The organism is Spirosoma jeollabukense (assembly GCF_054777855.1).
In genome coordinates this window covers 575,925-592,744 of the sequence record NZ_BAAHAD010000003.1, presented here as the reverse complement: position 1 = coordinate 592,744, position 16,820 = coordinate 575,925, and the positions used below count along the sequence as shown (strand labels likewise).

The 16,820-nt window shown below is 47.4% G+C and carries 13 protein-coding genes; 7 read left to right on the top strand and 6 right to left on the bottom strand.

Annotation, left to right across the window (positions count from 1 at the left end; genetic code table 11):
* Positions 1 to 665 precede the first annotated feature (665 nt).
* Complete coding sequence (locus tag ACYVEA_RS16665) at positions 666 to 2,369, top strand: AMP-binding protein (RefSeq protein WP_461114555.1); 1,704 nt, start codon at positions 666 to 668, stop codon at positions 2,367 to 2,369.
* A gap of 95 nt (positions 2,370 to 2,464) precedes the next feature.
* On the opposite strand, the gene ACYVEA_RS16660 is transcribed toward ACYVEA_RS16665, so the two are convergent.
* Positions 2,465 to 2,920, bottom strand: coding sequence for a LytR/AlgR family response regulator transcription factor (locus tag ACYVEA_RS16660; RefSeq protein WP_461114554.1), 456 nt, complete (start codon positions 2,918 to 2,920; stop codon positions 2,465 to 2,467).
* Between the two features lie 288 nt (positions 2,921 to 3,208).
* Between ACYVEA_RS16660 and cysM the strand changes: the two genes are divergently transcribed.
* From cysM to ACYVEA_RS16640, 4 genes are all read left to right on the top strand, one after another.
* Positions 3,209 to 4,081, top strand: a complete 873-nt coding sequence (cysM, locus tag ACYVEA_RS16655; protein WP_461114553.1) for a cysteine synthase CysM — start codon at positions 3,209 to 3,211, stop codon at positions 4,079 to 4,081.
* Positions 4,082 to 4,132: 51 nt separating this feature from the next.
* Positions 4,133 to 5,182: a quinone-dependent dihydroorotate dehydrogenase gene (locus ACYVEA_RS16650; protein ID WP_461114552.1), complete on the top strand. Its 1,050-nt coding sequence runs from the start codon at positions 4,133 to 4,135 to the stop codon at positions 5,180 to 5,182.
* A gap of 206 nt (positions 5,183 to 5,388) precedes the next feature.
* Entirely contained in the window at positions 5,389 to 7,959 is a 2,571-nt protein-coding gene (locus tag ACYVEA_RS16645) for an FtsK/SpoIIIE family DNA translocase (RefSeq protein ID WP_461114551.1), read from the top strand.
* A gap of 189 nt (positions 7,960 to 8,148) precedes the next feature.
* On the top strand, positions 8,149 to 8,790 hold the full coding sequence (locus tag ACYVEA_RS16640; RefSeq protein ID WP_461114550.1) for a LolA family protein: 642 nt from the start codon (positions 8,149 to 8,151) through the stop codon (positions 8,788 to 8,790).
* Between the two features lie 70 nt (positions 8,791 to 8,860).
* Here the strand turns inward: ACYVEA_RS16640 and upp are convergent, their stop codons facing one another.
* Positions 8,861 to 9,508 (bottom strand): uracil phosphoribosyltransferase, encoded by a 648-nt coding sequence (gene upp, locus ACYVEA_RS16635; protein WP_461114549.1) that lies wholly within the window; start codon positions 9,506 to 9,508, stop codon positions 8,861 to 8,863.
* Positions 9,509 to 9,642: 134 nt separating this feature from the next.
* Between upp and ACYVEA_RS16630 the strand changes: the two genes are divergently transcribed.
* Together ACYVEA_RS16630 and lpcA are read left to right on the top strand one after the other, a co-directional pair.
* Positions 9,643 to 11,421: a hypothetical protein gene (locus tag ACYVEA_RS16630; RefSeq protein ID WP_461114548.1), complete on the top strand. Its 1,779-nt coding sequence runs from the start codon at positions 9,643 to 9,645 to the stop codon at positions 11,419 to 11,421.
* A gap of 105 nt (positions 11,422 to 11,526) precedes the next feature.
* A complete protein-coding gene (gene lpcA / locus ACYVEA_RS16625; RefSeq protein ID WP_461114547.1) occupies positions 11,527 to 12,099 on the top strand; it encodes a D-sedoheptulose 7-phosphate isomerase in 573 nt (190 codons plus the stop codon).
* A gap of 134 nt (positions 12,100 to 12,233) precedes the next feature.
* Here the strand turns inward: lpcA and ACYVEA_RS16620 are convergent, their stop codons facing one another.
* The 4 genes from ACYVEA_RS16620 to ACYVEA_RS16605 form a co-directional block, all read right to left on the bottom strand.
* Positions 12,234 to 14,591, bottom strand: coding sequence for a DUF5916 domain-containing protein (locus ACYVEA_RS16620; RefSeq protein ID WP_461114546.1), 2,358 nt, complete (start codon positions 14,589 to 14,591; stop codon positions 12,234 to 12,236).
* Positions 14,592 to 14,691: 100 nt separating this feature from the next.
* Positions 14,692 to 15,537: a TPM domain-containing protein gene (locus tag ACYVEA_RS16615; RefSeq protein WP_461114545.1), complete on the bottom strand. Its 846-nt coding sequence runs from the start codon at positions 15,535 to 15,537 to the stop codon at positions 14,692 to 14,694.
* On the bottom strand, positions 15,530 to 15,964 hold the full coding sequence (locus ACYVEA_RS16610; RefSeq protein WP_461114544.1) for a TPM domain-containing protein: 435 nt from the start codon (positions 15,962 to 15,964) through the stop codon (positions 15,530 to 15,532). The genes ACYVEA_RS16615 and ACYVEA_RS16610 overlap by 8 nt, the downstream gene beginning before the upstream one ends.
* A gap of 75 nt (positions 15,965 to 16,039) precedes the next feature.
* Positions 16,040 to 16,621 carry a LemA family protein gene (locus ACYVEA_RS16605; protein WP_093827635.1) on the bottom strand — a complete coding sequence of 194 codons (582 nt, stop codon included), beginning with the start codon at positions 16,619 to 16,621 and terminating at the stop codon, positions 16,040 to 16,042.
* Between the last annotated feature and the right edge of the window lie 199 nt (positions 16,622 to 16,820).

Here is a 16,820-nt window from a genome sequence, read left to right as displayed (position 1 = left end):
CGATACATATCGATTCCAACTATCTTCCCTATTTCCTCCGCAGTTTTCCAAAGCTGCGGAGGGATTTGCCGTATCCTTTCCAAACACCTTGCTGAATAAAAGGGGTTTTGAAAACTCACCCGGTACGCTACGTTGCTGAGTGCTACGTCTTTTTCAATCTAAATGGAACATACAGGCTTCTTGCTTACCTTGTCTTAGTCTTGCTAATAACTGGCCCTATATACGGTTCAATACGTTAGCTACTACGTGTGTATGTTTGACGACAAAAACTTCGCCTAAATTTCGATCAGTCGTTCAAGTATAGCTGAGAGAATTAATGAATTCTTAGTCAATTAGGGTTACATCATATTATCAGATCATACTCCGTTTGGGAAATGAAGACATCTACGACGCAGGTCATATCTTCTGCTCCGGAGTATTACGTACCGTTAACAGGGATTAGTCCATACTGACTGACTCATCCGTTTCACCTGATTTAAGAGCGTGACCAACCAACAAGGCTATCTTAAACAGCTTATCCTTCTCTACAATAGTACATTACAGCAGCGGTTACTTTTAGGCATAGCTTTTTATACTTATTCTTGTTGGATCGTATGCCTTTTACGCCTTTTCCCGAAACCTTTCCCGTTTTTATTTTATTTTTGCTTTAAACTTTACAATCTCACATGGCGACGCAAGCAACCCTGAATCCATATCCCTGGCGACGGTTTTACCCTAAAGAGGTACCCAACGAAATAAATCCCGATGCCTATCCGTCGCTGGCTGCATTGTTTGAGGAAGGATGTCGGCTATTTAGGGACCGACCCGCCTATGCCTGTATGGGCAAACAGCTAACATTTGGTGAATTATACAACTTATCCGAACAGTTCGCGTCGTTTTTGCAGAATGATCTGGGGCTTCAGAAAGGCGATCGACTGGGTATTCAGATGCCCAACACATTACAATATCCGGTGGCTATGTTTGGTGCGTTGCGGGCGGGATTAACTGTAGTTAATACCAATCCGCTCTACACGCCCCGCGAAATGCAGCACCAGTATAAAGACTCTGGTACAAAGGCGATTGTGATACTGAGCAACTTTGCCAGTCATCTGGAAAAAATCATAGATAGAACGGAGATTAAACATGTAGTGATCACGCAACTTGGCGATTTGCTGGGCTTTCCCAAAAAGCAAATCGTTAATGCGGTTGTCAGATACGTTAAGAAACTGGTTCCTGCTTATAACCTGCCCGACGCTATTTCCTTTAACGAGGCACTCAGCCGAGGGAGTTCTCAGCCTTTCCGACCCGTAACGATCAAAAATACGGATCTGGCTTTCATTCAATATACAGGGGGAACAACCGGTGTCTCAAAAGGCGCTATGCTCACCCAACGTAACATTATCTCGAATGTTGAAGGACAGCATTACTGGATGAAACCGGGCGGTGTGCCCGACGGGGAGGGCATTATTGTCGCGGCCTTACCACTGTATCACGTTTACGCCCTGACAACGAATGCGTTAGCCGCGCTAAAAAGTGGAGCAATGAACTTGCTTATCACAAATCCGCGTGATCTGAACGCGTTTATTGACGATCTGAAGAAATATAAAATTACGGCTTTCACGGGTGTTAATACATTGTACAACGGCCTGCTGAATCATCCCCGCATTGGCGAAGTCGATTTCAGTTATCTCAAGGTTACCTCAGCAGGTGGAATGGCGCTCCAAACCACTGTAGCGGAACGTTGGGCTAAACTCACCGGCAATACGCCCTGTGAAGGGTATGGCCTGACAGAGACATCGCCCGTACTTAGCTCTAATCCGACTGATGGTACGGTGCGCGTCGGAACAATTGGTATTCCCTGGCCCAGCACCGAGATGAAAATTATTCACGATGACGGCACTGACGCACCACCTGGCGAAGCCGGAGAAATTGTAGCCCGCGGTCCACAGGTTTTCAAAGGGTATTATAATCGGCCCGAAGAGACCGCAAAATCCATGCTGGGCGATTGGTTTAAAACGGGCGACGTTGGCATCATGAATGAAGATGGGTTCTTCAAAATTGTTGATCGCAAAAAGGACATGATTCTGGTGTCCGGGTTTAACGTCTACCCCAATGAGATTGAGGAAGTTGTATCGCAGTGTCCCGGCGTCCTGGAAGTGGCCTGTATTGGCGTCCCCGACGAAAAATCGACGGAGGTAGTAAAGATTTTTGTCGTTAAAAAAGATCCGAACCTTACCGTCGAAACGATAAAAGCGTATTGCCGGGAGAATCTGACACCTTACAAAGTCCCCCGCGTTATTGAGTTCCGCAATGAGTTACCGAAGTCTAACGTAGGTAAAATTCTTCGTCGCCCCCTGCGGGATGAGGAATTAGAGAAATTGAAGAAGTAAATTTTGTTAAAAGTCAGAAGCCGTCTCACAGTTTAGAGCTACGAGACGGCTTCTGACTTTTAACAAAATTTTATTGCATTCTAAATGACAAGGTATTACGCTACCAGCACGACTGGCGCAGTGGGCTTTGAATCGAGTATCATCAACTCCTGCTGAAACCCTTTTACCTGCTTGATGAATCGGCTGGCCTTTCGGCGGGAAACTTCCACCCGATCGCCATTTACCAGGCTTACACTTAATTGCTGCTTGTCGGGATGAATACTGTCTAAGTACAGCAAATTGATAATGCTCTTCTTGTGTGGCCGAACGAACACCTTAGGTGATAATCGGCTTTCCATTTTTTTCAGAGTGAGTGACACCATCAACTGGCTCCCATCGGCAAAGTGAAAGACAGTATAATTTCCTTCACCTTCCAACCGCACAATGCGGTGCATCGGCATTTTTTTACGACTTCCCCAAAACGGAAGTGTTAAATCAGGCATGTCAAACTGACCAGCAATTTGTTCAACGTAAACGTTCGTGAGCGGTTTGGCAAATAGAGTTGCTTTCATTCTGAATTAAGTAATTAAAGGGTGTGAATAAAGAGTGTATGAAGTAACTTAACGTAACGAAAAATAACTTCTACATTCTCTGGTTAGCAAGTTTGCATAAAATTCATTGTCAAGCAATTAGCTAATGTAAAAAAGTAGTATCGGGGAGAATCTACTTAATAAAATAACAGGCAGCGATATAAGAAAACCAGATTATTCTGTGACCCTTTTTGCAGGAACAAAAACTGCTGGCGAACTTATTGGACAGCTTTAGCCTTGACAACTCAAAACAAGTTTATACGAATCAGCATGGCAACCCTGCTTGATTTAGTCGGTAACACCCCCCTGGTTGAATTGAACCGTCTAAATCCAAATCCTAACGTAGCATTATACGGCAAACTCGAAGGTAATAACCCCGGTGGCAGTGTGAAAGACCGGGCCGCGGTCAGCATGATTCAGGGCGCCCTGGCCAGAGGTGAACTGAAACCAGGCATGACGCTCGTTGAAGCGACGAGTGGCAATACGGGTATTGCACTGGCAATGATTGCCCGACTTTATGACATTCCCATTGAGTTGGTAATGCCTGAAAACTCTACCCGCGAGCGTGTCCTGACAATGGAAGCTTTCGGCGCAAAAGTTACACTGACCAATACGATCGAAAGCGCTCGCGACTATGCCGACGAGCAAGTTTTCAAAGGCGGCTATTTGATGCTCAATCAGTTTGCTAATCCAGATAATTATCTGGCACATTATCGGACCACTGGTCCCGAAATATGGCGTGATACGTCGGGGCAGATAACCCATTTCGTTTCTTCGATGGGAACAACGGGCACCATTATGGGAACTTCCCGCTATCTGAAAGAACAGAATTCGGCGATACAAATTGTTGGTTGCCAGCCTACAGATGGCTCCTCGATACCGGGTATTCGGAAGTGGCCAGTAGAATACCTACCTAAAATTTTTGAACCACAACGGGTTGATCGGGTCATGGAAGTTTCAGCCGATGAGGCTACGGTAATGACGCGTAAACTGGCAAACGTTGAAGGCGTTTTCGCAGGCATGAGCAGTGGTGGCTCCGTTCATGCCGCCATCCAGTTAGCGCAGGAACTGGAATCGGGCGTGATCGTTTGCATCATTTGCGACCGGGGTGATCGGTATCTATCATCGGACTTATTCGGTTAGACCCAGAAGGTTTTTTTAACCGTCTAGGTTTATAGGCGTATTTTTGCGGGTATGTACAAGCGAATTATCCTCCCGTTATTGTTCCGTTTCGACGCCGAGACCATTCACCATACTGTTTCGACTTTACTGAAATTTGCCCTTGCCATTCCCGGCATTTCGGCCCTTTGTCGGAAATTATACGTAGTGGAAGATAAGCGATTAGCCCGAACCGTATTCGGGCTAACGTTTCCAAATCCAGTGGGCATGGCGGCTGGTTTCGACAAAAATGCTGAGCTAATTAGTGAACTGAGTGATCTGGGCTTTGGCTTCGTCGAAATTGGTACCGTAACCCCACGCCCGCAACCGGGCAATCCACGCCCGAGGTTATTTCGACTGAAGGCCGATCATGGGTTGATCAATCGCATGGGTTTCAACAATAAGGGGGCTGGCCCGGCGGCTGGTCGGCTGCGTCACTTCGCTCAGAATCGAGGAAACAGGCAGGTTATTGTTGGAGGGAATATTGGTAAGAATAAAGACACACCTAACGAAAATGCACTGAGTGATTACCTGACCAGCTTTCGTGAATTATTTGATGCGGTCGATTATTTCGTGGTTAATGTCAGTTCGCCCAATACGCCCGGTCTTCGTGATTTACAGGAACGTGCACCGTTAACCCATCTCCTTACTGCCCTACAGCAGGAAAATCGCCAGCGCAGCACCCCTAAACCCATTTTACTGAAAATTGCCCCTGACCTGACCAACGGCCAATTAGACGATATTATTTCTATTGTCGCCGAGACAGGCATTGCTGGCGTCATTGCGACCAACACAACCATTAACCGCGCTGGCCTGACTACTAATTCAGCCCTTGTAGAGCAAATGGGTGCAGGCGGTGTTAGTGGTCGCCCCTTACAGGAACGCGCAACGGAGGTGATTCGCTATCTGTATCAACAATCAGAGGGCGCCTTCCCAATTATTGGGGTAGGTGGCATTTTTTCGGCCGATGACGCTCAGGAGAAACTTCGCGCGGGTGCGAGCCTTGTCCAAGTTTATACCAGTTTTATTTATGAAGGCCCCGCACTGGCAAAACGAATCAACCAGGGGTTGTTGAAAAATATGTGAAAACGTAGCCTACTACGTCTCTACACGATAGGTTTGGACTGTGGCTCGAAAGCGTCTGATCCGGTGATTTATCACATGAACCTGGCCTCATAGTAACGAACTGAAAACTTGTTATGTTTCTACGCTCGTTTTTCATGCGTTTCTACGTAGTTTCTCGTTAAAAAGTAGGAAATTTACCCCTGCTGCTTAAAGTACTACTTCAACGCATGGCACAACCGACGACATCTCCACGCCAAAATACACTCCGACGAAATGCTGACCGAAACGGTAATGAGCCCCGTCCCCGAATAAACAATGGTGCGTCAACCGGTCGTACCAGCAGCCCATCCTTTAACTGGGGAGCCGCCATTGACCGGTGGTTTACCGACCAACGATCAACCCTGACCCTGGGTGTTTTGCTGATGGGGTTAGCCGTAGGGTTGCTGGTCGCCTGTGTATCCTATTTACTGAATGGGCCAGCCGATCAAAGTGTAGTGGGTGCTGCTTTCTCTGAACCGCTCGCGGAAGCTGCCACCGAAACCCGTAACTGGGTTGGACTTGTAGGAGCTTATGTAGCCCATGCATTCGTTTTTCGATGGTTTGGCGTAGGTGCATTAGCCTTACCAGTCATTGTATTTCTGGCTGGGTATAAATTGACCTTTGGGAAAGAATTGCTACCCCTAAGCCGGACAACAGCGGCCCTGCTGTTCAGTGCAGTTTGGTGCAGCCTTGTGCTCGGGTACATCGTGCTCGTTACGAACTCTGCCGAAACGTCCAGCGTATGGTGCGGAGGTATTGGCTATGAGTTAAACGTTGCGTTATACGGCCTTTTTGGCTGGGGCAATCTGGCCTTCATTGCTTTTCTGCTCTTCGCTTTCGTTGTTTATTTCTTTGACGTACGTAATATAAAGTTGCCGGATGTCTCGGCGCTAAGTCGTCCACGATCTCCAAAACGGCCTGATGGTACGTTGCATACCTATGAAGAAAGTGAACTTGAAGCGGAGGAAGAGGATAATGAACCAGATCCGATAATTCATTCAAATGCTGCTGACCAGGATAAAACACCAGAACCGGCCCCGACTTATAACAATACCGCGCCTGTAGCTACCAGCACACCAACAGCCGATGCCATCAGCCAGAGTACAGGCGTTACGTTGACGATCAAAAACCGCGACGCCGTTGTGGAGGATTCGGTAGCTGATGCTGAAGAACTCGGTGCAACGCCTGCCCCAACGTTTGAGCCAGACCCATTCGAAGATGATGATTTGGTAGCCCTGCATGGTTTATATGACCCAACCCTCGACCTGCCGCAATACCAATACCCAACCAATACACTGCTAACGGAGTATCAGAACAATCGAAAAGCGTCGGTTTCAGACGATGAGCTGACTGCCAACAAAGAGAAGATTGAAAATACGCTACGTAACTTCGGCATCGAAATTGATTCCATTCAGGCGTCCATCGGGCCAACTGTTACGTTGTATGAAATTGTACCGGCGAAGGGGGTTCGAATTTCCAAGATCAAGAGTCTGGAAGACGATATTGCGCTGAGCTTATCTGCGCTTGGCATACGTATCATTGCGCCCATGCCAGGTATGGGAACCATCGGCATTGAGGTCCCGAATAAGAATCGTGAAATGGTTTCTATGCGGTCGGTGATTACAAGCGATATCTTTAGTAATAGCAAGTTCGACCTGCCAATCGTATTAGGGAAAACCATCTCGAACGAAATTTACGTAGCCGATCTGGCCAAAATGCCCCACCTGCTTATGGCCGGTGCCACAGGTCAGGGTAAATCAGTTGGTTTGAACGTATTGCTAACGTCACTTATCTACAAGAAGCACCCTTCGCAACTGAAACTGGTGCTTGTCGACCCTAAAAAGGTAGAATTAACTTTATTCAACAAGCTGGAGCGCCATTTTCTGGCCAAACTGCCGGATTCGGAGGAACCCATCATTACCGATACCAAGAAGGTTGTTAACACGCTCAATTCGCTGTGTATTGAGATGGACAATCGCTATAATCTGCTTAAAGATGCCGGTTGCCGAAACCTGAAGGAATATAACGCAAAATTTGTAAAACGACGGCTTAATCCCGACAAAGGCCATCACTTTTTGCCGTATATCGTTCTGATAATCGATGAGTTAGCGGATCTGATGATGACGGCTGGGAAAGAAGTCGAACAGCCTATTGCCCGGTTGGCGCAGTTGGCCCGGGCTATTGGGATTCACCTGGTTGTGGCTACGCAACGCCCATCGGTTAATGTTATCACGGGATTGATAAAAGCCAATTTCCCAGCACGATTATCGTTTAAAGTAACCTCTAAAATCGACTCCCGGACTATTCTGGACACGGGTGGTGCCGAGCAACTGGTTGGGATGGGCGATATGCTGTTATCCTCCAACTCCGACATTATCCGGTTGCAATGCCCGTTCGTCGATACGAATGAGATTGAAGATATTTGTGAGTTTGTCGGTAACCAGCGCGGCTACGACGATGCTTATTCATTACCCGAATTTGTTGGCGACGAAGGTGGTCAGAGCGATGATAAAGACGTGGATCTTGATAACAGAGATCCTATGTTCGATGAAGCAGCGCGTCTTATTGTCATTCATCAGCAGGGAAGCACGTCCCTTATCCAGCGTAAACTTAAACTGGGCTATAACCGCGCCGGACGCTTGATTGACCAGTTGGAAGCCGCTAAAATCGTCGGTGCATTTGAAGGAAGCAAAGCCCGTGACGTACTGGTGCAGGATTTACAACATTTGGAAGAAATTTTGAAGCGATTAAAAGAGTAGGGATAGCCTACTTATTCATTGAGCCGTTTCGTCTATTCCACTACGTTAAAACAGAGGCCGGAACGGATTTATTTGAGTTCGATTAAAGACATTAAACTATTTCGGCTTTTTTTAGTCTCTACAACAAGCCGACGTGGCCATGCGAAGTGGCCGATATACACCCTCAATTGACGAGTAATACCTATAAAAATGAAGAAAATAGCATGGATGCTAAGTTTAGCGTTGGTGATGACGCTACCTGCCTTTGCCCAGAAAGACAAACGGGCAAAGGATATTCTGGATGCAATGAGCAAATCGTATAAGGCCCTAAAATCGTACCAGGCAAACTTCACCTATGCGAGTGCTGGGGGGGGCACCAAAGAATCATATAAAGGTGATTTAACTGTCAAAAACGAAAAATTCCGGCTCCTGTTAGGTGGCCAGGAAGTGTTTACAGACGGGAAAACGATGGCTACTTATATCAAGGAATCGAACGAAGTAAATATGCAGGATTATGAAGGTTCGGCTAATGGAGAACTCAATCCTACACAGATTTATACGATCTACAAACGTGGTTTCGATTATCGTTTCCTGAAAGAACAAAAGCAAGGTGGCCGAACACTTGAAGTAATCGAACTCACACCCAATCGCCCTAAAAGCCCCATTTCAACGGTACAGATTTCTGTTGATAAGGCGGACAAATCTGTGCGTAATTGGCTAATAGTCAATAAAGACGGGAAACGTACGTCGTATACGATCACCAAGTTTACGCCAAACGTAAATGTTCCTGATACATTTTTTGTATTCGACAAATCAAAGTATCCGGGCGTTGAAGTGGTGGACTTACGATAAAGATATAGGATGTATGATACAGGATGCATGATGTGACTCGAATTCATGCATCCTAGATTCATATATTTTCTTACACTTTCGCCCCAAAGGCCAAATCACCTGAGTCGCCGAGACCGGGAACGATGTAGGAATGCTCATTAAGATGAGAATCAATTGCCCCCAGCCAAAGGTGGCATTGAGGCAATTGCTGCTGCACATGCCGAACACCTTCGGGGCTGGCAATAATGGCGGCAATGTGCGTTTGGGATGGAATGCCGTAACGGAGTAGGGCGTGGTACACTTTTTCGAGTGAACGGCCCGTAGCCAGCATTGGATCACATAGGATAAGAACTTTCCCACTCAAATCAGGACTCACGATGTAATCCATGGCAATCTCGAACTCGTCGCCACCTTCTACAGTGGCCCCTCGATAGGCTCCGGCAAACGCATTCTCGGCCTGGTCAAAATAACTGGCAAACCCCTGGTGAAACGGCAGACCCGCCCGTAAAATAGTAGCCAGAACGGGCTGCTGACGAAGCACTTGTGTCTTGGCAATGCCTAAGGGCGTTTGTATGGATACATTTTGATAGGACAGTTTTTTAGAGATTTCATAAGCCATCAATTCGCCAAGTCGTTCCAGATTCCGCCGGAATCGTAAGCGATCCTGCTGAATGGAAACATTACGAAGTTCGGCCATAAATTGATTAGCCAATGAGGATTGCTGAGCAAAAACGAACATAGCGAGTGGGGTTCTTCGCTGTAAATTAGCCGTAAGGTTGGCGTATATCCAAACCAATTTCCTAATTTAAGCGGTTCAATTGACCCATCGCATCGAATAATGAGTCATAATAGGGTCGACAGCCGGTAAATTACATGCGCAGCAACGTTTACGTTTTCTGTTTTCTTTTTCTTTCGTTAACAGTTCGGGCACAAAGTCCTCTTGTGCCGCTCAACGCGGATTATTATCATCTCATTGATCGGCTTGAAATCCGGCAGAATAAATGGGCAGAAGGCTTTCATAGTACTGTGAAGCCGTATAATCGCCAGAGTATTATTCAGTTAACGGACAGTTTACTAGCTCATCCGGGCCGTGACCTCTCCGATTCAGACTATTTCAATCTCGATTACTTACGTAACGATAGCTGGGAATGGCTGCAAACCAACGATTCAACCCAGTTGGACCCATTCACCAAACACCTGCGGCCCAAAGCGGCACCGGGCGATAGCCGCGAACCAATCCTGAAACATTTCTACCATAAAAAAGCGGACTTATATAATTTACAGACCCCTGATGTCGATTTGCATGTGAATCCCGTGCTTTATGCCGGTCTTGGCATAGATGTTACGTCGGGTCACGACGATCCGGCAGCCAATAACCAACGCTTATTATTTGTCAATACCCGTGGTTTGGAAATACGGGGCACTATTGGGAGCAAGCTAGGCTTTTACACGTTTTTTTCTGATACGCAGGCTTCTTACCCAGAATACGTTCGGCAGTATGGTAGAACCTACTCCGGGGACTCATTGGCTTCGGCACCGGGCGAGGGTTTTGTCAAGCCATTTGGCGCAAATGGCGCAGTCGATTATTTATCGGCAAGGGGGTACATTACGTTCAATACGCTCAAAGTCATTAACATTCAGTTTGGCCATGATCGAAATTTTTTCGGTAATGGGTTTCGGTCGCTGTTGCTATCAGACAATGCACCCCCAGCGCTGTTTTTGAAATTGTCTACTCGTTTAGGCCGACGTATTCAATATACGAACCTGTTTTCTTCGCTGCAAAACAAACAGGCGCCTTTACCACTCGGCGAACATTTGATTCCTCAAAAATTCATGGCGATCCACCATTTGAGTATTAACCTCAATGATCACATGAATCTCGGCGTGTTTGAAGCGGAGGTTTTTAGCCGCGACCGGCTGGACCTCAGCTACCTGAATCCTATTATTCTATACCGCTACGTCGAGTCAAGCCAGGGAAGCAGCGATAATGCGTTTATTGGCATTGATTTTAAGGCAAATTTTCTGTCTCAGTTTCTCGTCTACACGCAGATTATGCTCGACGAGTTTCGTCTAAAACAGTTGCGTGATGGGAAGGGTAACTGGACCAACAAGTTTGCCGTACAGGTTGGCGGAAAATATATCGATGCGTTTAACATACCGAACCTCGATCTGCAGGCTGAACTAAATCTGGCACGCCCCTACACCTACGCACACGAAGCGTCGGCAAGCGTCAATGCAGGCCAAACTAATTATGCGCATTATAACCAACCCCTGGCGCATCCGCTGGGTGGCAATTTTCTGGAAGGCATAGGCATTGTCAAATATCAGCAAAGACGCCTGTCGGGTACGGGTATTTTTGGCATCATGATGTACGGAGCCGACCCAGCGCCCGACATCAACTATGGAGGTAATATCTTAAAGGATTACAATGGCCGCGTTCGTGAAGAAGGAAATTTCATTGGCCAAGGTCGCAAAACGGTTATTACGTATGCTGACCTGCGCGCGTCTTATATGATCCGGCATAATATTTTTCTGGAAGGCAGGCTCCTCTATCGGTTTCAGGACAGCCAGTATCGTCCAGATAGTTACACCAACAATGTCGCCAGTTTTGCCCTACGCTGGAACCTACCTTACCGAAACACAGTATTTTAGAGAAAAGGCTCAGGAGACGCTAGTTACAAGAATGCTTGTACAGTTAGTCTCCTTGAGTAATTTTACACCCTATGCCTTAGGACCTTTACGCATTATGGCTTTTTTATGCTCGACCTTATTCGCCACGAACTGACCGAAGCGCAGTCCGTTTTAGATACATTCCTTAGCAATCCCGATCACCTGCAGGCAATTGAACGAGCCGCTGTGCTTATGGCTGATACGCTCAAAAGCGGCCATAAAATCATTTCCTGTGGCAACGGCGGCTCACATTGCGATGCCATGCATTTCGCGGAAGAACTCTCTGGACGATATCGTGAAAATCGTCGGTCGCTGGCGGCCATTGCCATTTCGGATGTAAGCCATATTTCCTGCGTTGGCAACGATTATGGCTATGAGCACGTGTTTTCGCGCTTTATTGAAGGATTAGGGAATCAGGGGGATGTATTGCTGGGGCTGAGTACCAGTGGCAATTCTGCTAACGTACTACGAGCCGTTGAAGCGGCCCGACAAAAGGGAATGAAGGTCGTCTTGCTAACCGGAAAAGATGGTGGCAAACTGGCTGGGCTAGCTGATGTTGAAATTCGGGTGCCACACTTTGGCTATGCTGATCGAATTCAGGAAATTCACATTAAAGTCATTCACCTGTTTATTCTCCTGATTGAGAAGCAGGTCATCTAACCGCGCGGGCGGCCCCGCCAGAATTTTTGTGATTTTATTGACTGACTATGACTTTGCTAGTAAGCTTTCTTCGAAAGCAATATCAAAGTGAAAGCAAAATCATAGTCAGTCAATAAAATCACAAAAATTCTGGTTTAGAATTGTTTCAGATACGATAACTTTCCAATCACATGTTGCTCCTGTTGTCGATCGGTAGCTCGTAATGACCCCGCAAAAGCGCCGTGGTTATAGACAATATATAGAAACGATAATGGCTGAAATTCCCAAGCCAGACGAATGTTCCAGACGTCTTTATCAGTATACGTATTTCGCTGATAAAAACTGATCAATTGCAAGCGCGGATTAACCGCCATCCGGCTTTCAACACTATACAAACCAATCGTACCCGAATAACCGCCGACGTTCTTAAACTCATTCAGCTCACCGCTCATGGTAAAAGACATGTGCGGAATAGGCGCCACAACCACCGAGCTCCGGCCATAATTTAGCTGACCATCGTAATAACGCCCGGTTTCGCCATTAAACTGAAAGGACAGTTTTTTTGACGGATCAGTACTGAACATAATCGTATACCGAACGTAGCGATATTTACCGGACGCAATGCGTAGGTCTAAAGGTCGGTAATCACCGTCGTCCAATCGTTGAAACGTTGGATTGACAAACAGACCAATGTTCCCTCCATTCTGAAACGTCAGCCAAACAGGATTGAAATTATACTGCGCTTCCTGTAAATAACCCGTTGACGCTTTGTGGTAAAATTCAAAAAATGCGCCAGGTTCAAAGCCTCGTACCCATTTCGGCAGCCATTTTCCCCGATTGACCAAATAAGCGCCGGGCGTAGTGGCCAGCACATCACTGCGCGATACAAAGCCCATTTCAGGATTGAAACTCTTCGTCACCAGCGACTCTGTCCACCAGGCTACAATTTGATTCGTACGATACGTTAACTGACTGTAGGCCGCCATTCCCTGATCAGCAGCACTGCCCGAACTAAGGGTTCCAATAGCCATCGCGCTATATGACAATGCCTGGTTCAGGCGAAAAAAGCCGTCTATGGCCAAGGTTGCATTTTGCCGCCCCCCGACACTATCGGTGCTGTGCACGTTTTTCAAGGTGAATAAACCACCAATTCGATTTTGTCGCCCAACGTTTTCAGCGTAGCGACCAACAAAAAAATCCGTTGTTGGACTACCGGGAATACCCCGTTGCCGGATAATCATACCGCCGTAATTTCGGTTGAGCGACCGATAAACAACCCGCGCTCCGGCATCAATTGGTACGGGCGTGCTGGTGCCGTCGGGCAACGTAGCAAGACCGATGGTGCGGCTAAAAAACGGTTGAATAATCATACTCCCCCCTTCGCCAGAGTTAGCGTTTCCGGACAGCCCTGCTCCAAACAAGCTGGCATTCTCCAGAAAAAAGGCACGTCGCTCGGGAAACAGTACGGAAAAACGAGTAATGTTATTGACCTGACGATCCACGTCAGCCTGCGCAAAATCCGTGTTCAGGGTAAGATCGAGAACCGTATTGGGGTTGATGGCCCATTTGAGATCGCCACCAATTTTTAGTTTTGCCGCCTGTCCATACCCTATTTCCATACCATTGTAGCGATCATCGCTCAGCAACAAATACGGCTGAATACGAATATTTGTCGAAGGTGGCGGTGGTTTCAATCCCGTAATCAAGCCCGCGTAGGCTACCCGGCTCGACGTAAAGGCTCTTGGATAAGGAGACCAGCTCGACAATTCGTTGGAGTACCGCCGATTACGGAAAAAATTAATGCCCCACGATTGTGTGGAATCAGCTGATCGGGCATAACGTAGCGTTTGCCAGGGAATCTGCATTTCAGCCACCCAGCCCGAATCGGTGCGGCTGGTGCGTACTTTCCAGAAACCATCCCAGTCTATATCATACAGCACATCGTCGAACGAAAGCATATCGCGTTGAGTACCATACGGATTCGTAGCAAACGTGGCCCCATTACGACGGTCATTAAAGCCGTCAATAACCACCCCAAACAGATCATGTGCCTGATTCGAAAAGTCTCGTTTGAAGTTAGGAGACCGTAGCCCCCGCCGGCCGAGCGAGTCGTGGTTAATGGCCGCTATGTAGAGGTATTGGCGATTATAAAGTACCCGAACATCGGTATCGAACGTAGCAGGTCGTCCCTGTTTAGGATCGACCTGCACAAATTTCCGGGCAGGTTTGCCTCGAAGCCAGTCGGCCTCATCAAGCCGACCGTCAATCTTAAGTTTATCGCTGATTTCAACAGCCTGAATCGTTCTACGCTTTTGCAAAGGCGCAAAAATTACCGCCTGGCCATTGGCAGTCTGCTCATTTTCGATACGTTGATCAATGGCTTCTTCACGACTTGTATCCTGCTGAATAACACCTGACTGGGCCGTATTGGGCACAACAGGATTTGTTTGAGCGAATGAAAAAGTCGGAAAAAGAATAAAAAACAGGTAGTAACGAACAGCAACGGGCAACATGTGATGTGAATGACTTAAGCTGCCAAAATTAGACACACGTGCTCGGAATCAGGCCTGTTTTTCGATGAACGGGCCATTAGTTTATTCATCGGTAGGTAGCTTAATAGTCGCCACCGGCGCCACCGCCACCAAAACTACCCCCGCCAAAGCCGCCGAAACCACCGCCACCACTGCCACCTCCCCCGCCCGAACTACCCCAGCCCGAGAATGTTGATGTGGGAAAGAAAATGGGACCGCCCCAGCCGCCACCCCGATTGCCGCTGCTACCACCACCCCGATTTCGACGCGATATAATGAATATAATGACAAACAGAACGATGAGTATAATAAAGAACCCACCCGGCCCGTCGCCATCGCTGGTTTCGGGTTCACCTTTGTACTCACCACTAGCCCGCCGGATAATCTCGGTCGTAGCGGCATCCAGACCCTGGTAATATTGCTCCTGCTTGAATGCAGGGGCAATTGTATTGGTGATGATACGTTTGGCAATCGCATCTGGAATGGCGCCTTCTAATCCATAACCCGGTGCAATGAAGACTTTTCGCGTCTGTGTGGCCCAGGCAATCACCATGCCATTGTTTTTATCCTTCTGGCCTACGCCCCATTTACGACCAACCTGAAAAGCGAAGTCTCCAATTGGATACGGTTCCGTTGTTTTAACAATAACAATGGTAATCTGCGTCGACGTAGAATCGTTATAAGCCTTGAGCTTCTGTTCAAGCTGCGCCCGCTCGGTGCTACTTAGAATACCCACAAAATCATTGACCAAGCGGGGCGGATTTGGCTTGGCAGGAATAACGTTGTTGGCCGATGTTCCATCATCGGTGGCGGTATCCTGCGCCCGTAAACTCACCGGAACGATGGTCAGTAATAAAAACAACCCAATACGCAGCGTTTGGGCAATATAAGAAAGGAAACGAGGTACGTTCACGGCAGTATCATTCAAACGAAATATCGTCGGTGAGTTCGTTAGTATCGTCGCTGGCGTACGGAAAATACTGTTTTAACTGTTGGCCGGCCCGCTCGATTCCCCGACTCAATCCTTCGACATACTGGCCAGCGGCAAAATGACTACGAAGCAGGTCTTTGGTGGTTTCCCAGAAATTGGCCGGCACCTTGGCATCAATTCCGCTATCACCCAGTATGGCAAATTTCCGATCGGTATGAGCGAGGTAAAATAGCACCCCATTCCGGTCTTTAGTCTGGTGCATACCTAAACGATCAAACACCTCAATGGCCCGTTGTACAGGGTCAGCGCTGGCGCAGTGCGGTTCAACGTGCACTCGAATTTCACCCGACGTGGCCTTCTCAGCCTGCCGAATGGCCTCCACAATGCGTTGCTGCTCGTCGGGAGTGAAAGGATTTGTTTGCATAGGGCGTGGGGCATAGGGCGTGGGGCATAAGGCAGAAATTTAATCCTATGCCCCACACCCTATGCCCTTTGCTACTTAAAACTGTACCGTTGGGGCGCTCTGAGCCGCTTGCGAAGCTTCGAAGAATCCTTTGACAGGGAAGCCAAAAATTCCGGCAAAAATGTTGTTTGGGAACGACCGTACCGATTGGTTATAGGTTTTAACCGCTCCGTTAAAATCATTGCGGGAAACAGCAATTCGGTTTTCAGTACCTTCTAACTGCGCCTGTAATTCCAGAAAATTCTGATTTGCTTTCAGATTTGGGTAACTCTCCGCAACGGCCAGCAGCCGGGATAGCGAACCACTCACCTGATCCTGCGCTGCCTGAAATTTCTGAACATTCTCAGGTGTCAATTGATCGGCAGTGAATTTTACCTGAGTTGCGCTGGCACGGGCCTGAATAACAGCGGTGAGCGTACTTTTTTCAAAATTAGCGGCTCCCTGCACCGTCCGAACCAGGTTCGGAATAAGATCAGCCCGGCGTTGATATTGCGTCTGAACCTGCGCCCATTTTTCCTGTACGTTGGTATCGGTCTGAACCAGTCCATTGTAGGAACTACAGCCGTACATGCCCAAAATAAGGGCGATAACCACCACAATAATTAATGTCTTAGACATGGTTTGATAGAATGCAAAAGGTTATTATTGGATTCAAAGTTGACAAAACTCGTTAATTTGTCAACATAAAACTACGGCAGCGGTGTTTTTCTGCCTTTGGTTAGGGGTTTGTATTGATGACTGGTATGAAGCTATTAGCGGCTTTATTTGCCGGGATTCTCTTCTTCTGTTTTTTACTATAGTAGATTTGCCTATACAG

What these genes read in the sequence shown, in the direction of transcription:
- ACYVEA_RS16640 (WP_461114550.1), top strand. Translation starts at nt 8,149, where the DNA reads ATGAAGAAAATAGCATGGATGCTAAGTTTAGCGTTGGTGATGACGCTA.
- upp (WP_461114549.1), bottom strand. Translation starts at nt 9,508, where the DNA reads ATGTTCGTTTTTGCTCAGCAATCCTCATTGGCTAATCAATTTATGGCC.
- ACYVEA_RS16650 (WP_461114552.1), top strand. Translation starts at nt 4,133, where the DNA reads ATGTACAAGCGAATTATCCTCCCGTTATTGTTCCGTTTCGACGCCGAG.
- ACYVEA_RS16630 (WP_461114548.1), top strand. Translation starts at nt 9,643, where the DNA reads ATGCGCAGCAACGTTTACGTTTTCTGTTTTCTTTTTCTTTCGTTAACA.
- ACYVEA_RS16645 (WP_461114551.1), top strand. Translation starts at nt 5,389, where the DNA reads ATGGCACAACCGACGACATCTCCACGCCAAAATACACTCCGACGAAAT.
- ACYVEA_RS16620 (WP_461114546.1), bottom strand. Translation starts at nt 14,591, where the DNA reads ATGTTGCCCGTTGCTGTTCGTTACTACCTGTTTTTTATTCTTTTTCCG.
- ACYVEA_RS16665 (WP_461114555.1), top strand. Translation starts at nt 666, where the DNA reads ATGGCGACGCAAGCAACCCTGAATCCATATCCCTGGCGACGGTTTTAC.
- ACYVEA_RS16610 (WP_461114544.1), bottom strand. Translation starts at nt 15,964, where the DNA reads ATGCAAACAAATCCTTTCACTCCCGACGAGCAGCAACGCATTGTGGAG.
- cysM (WP_461114553.1), top strand. Translation starts at nt 3,209, where the DNA reads ATGGCAACCCTGCTTGATTTAGTCGGTAACACCCCCCTGGTTGAATTG.
- ACYVEA_RS16605 (WP_093827635.1), bottom strand. Translation starts at nt 16,621, where the DNA reads ATGTCTAAGACATTAATTATTGTGGTGGTTATCGCCCTTATTTTGGGC.
- ACYVEA_RS16660 (WP_461114554.1), bottom strand. Translation starts at nt 2,920, where the DNA reads ATGAAAGCAACTCTATTTGCCAAACCGCTCACGAACGTTTACGTTGAA.
- lpcA (WP_461114547.1), top strand. Translation starts at nt 11,527, where the DNA reads ATGCTCGACCTTATTCGCCACGAACTGACCGAAGCGCAGTCCGTTTTA.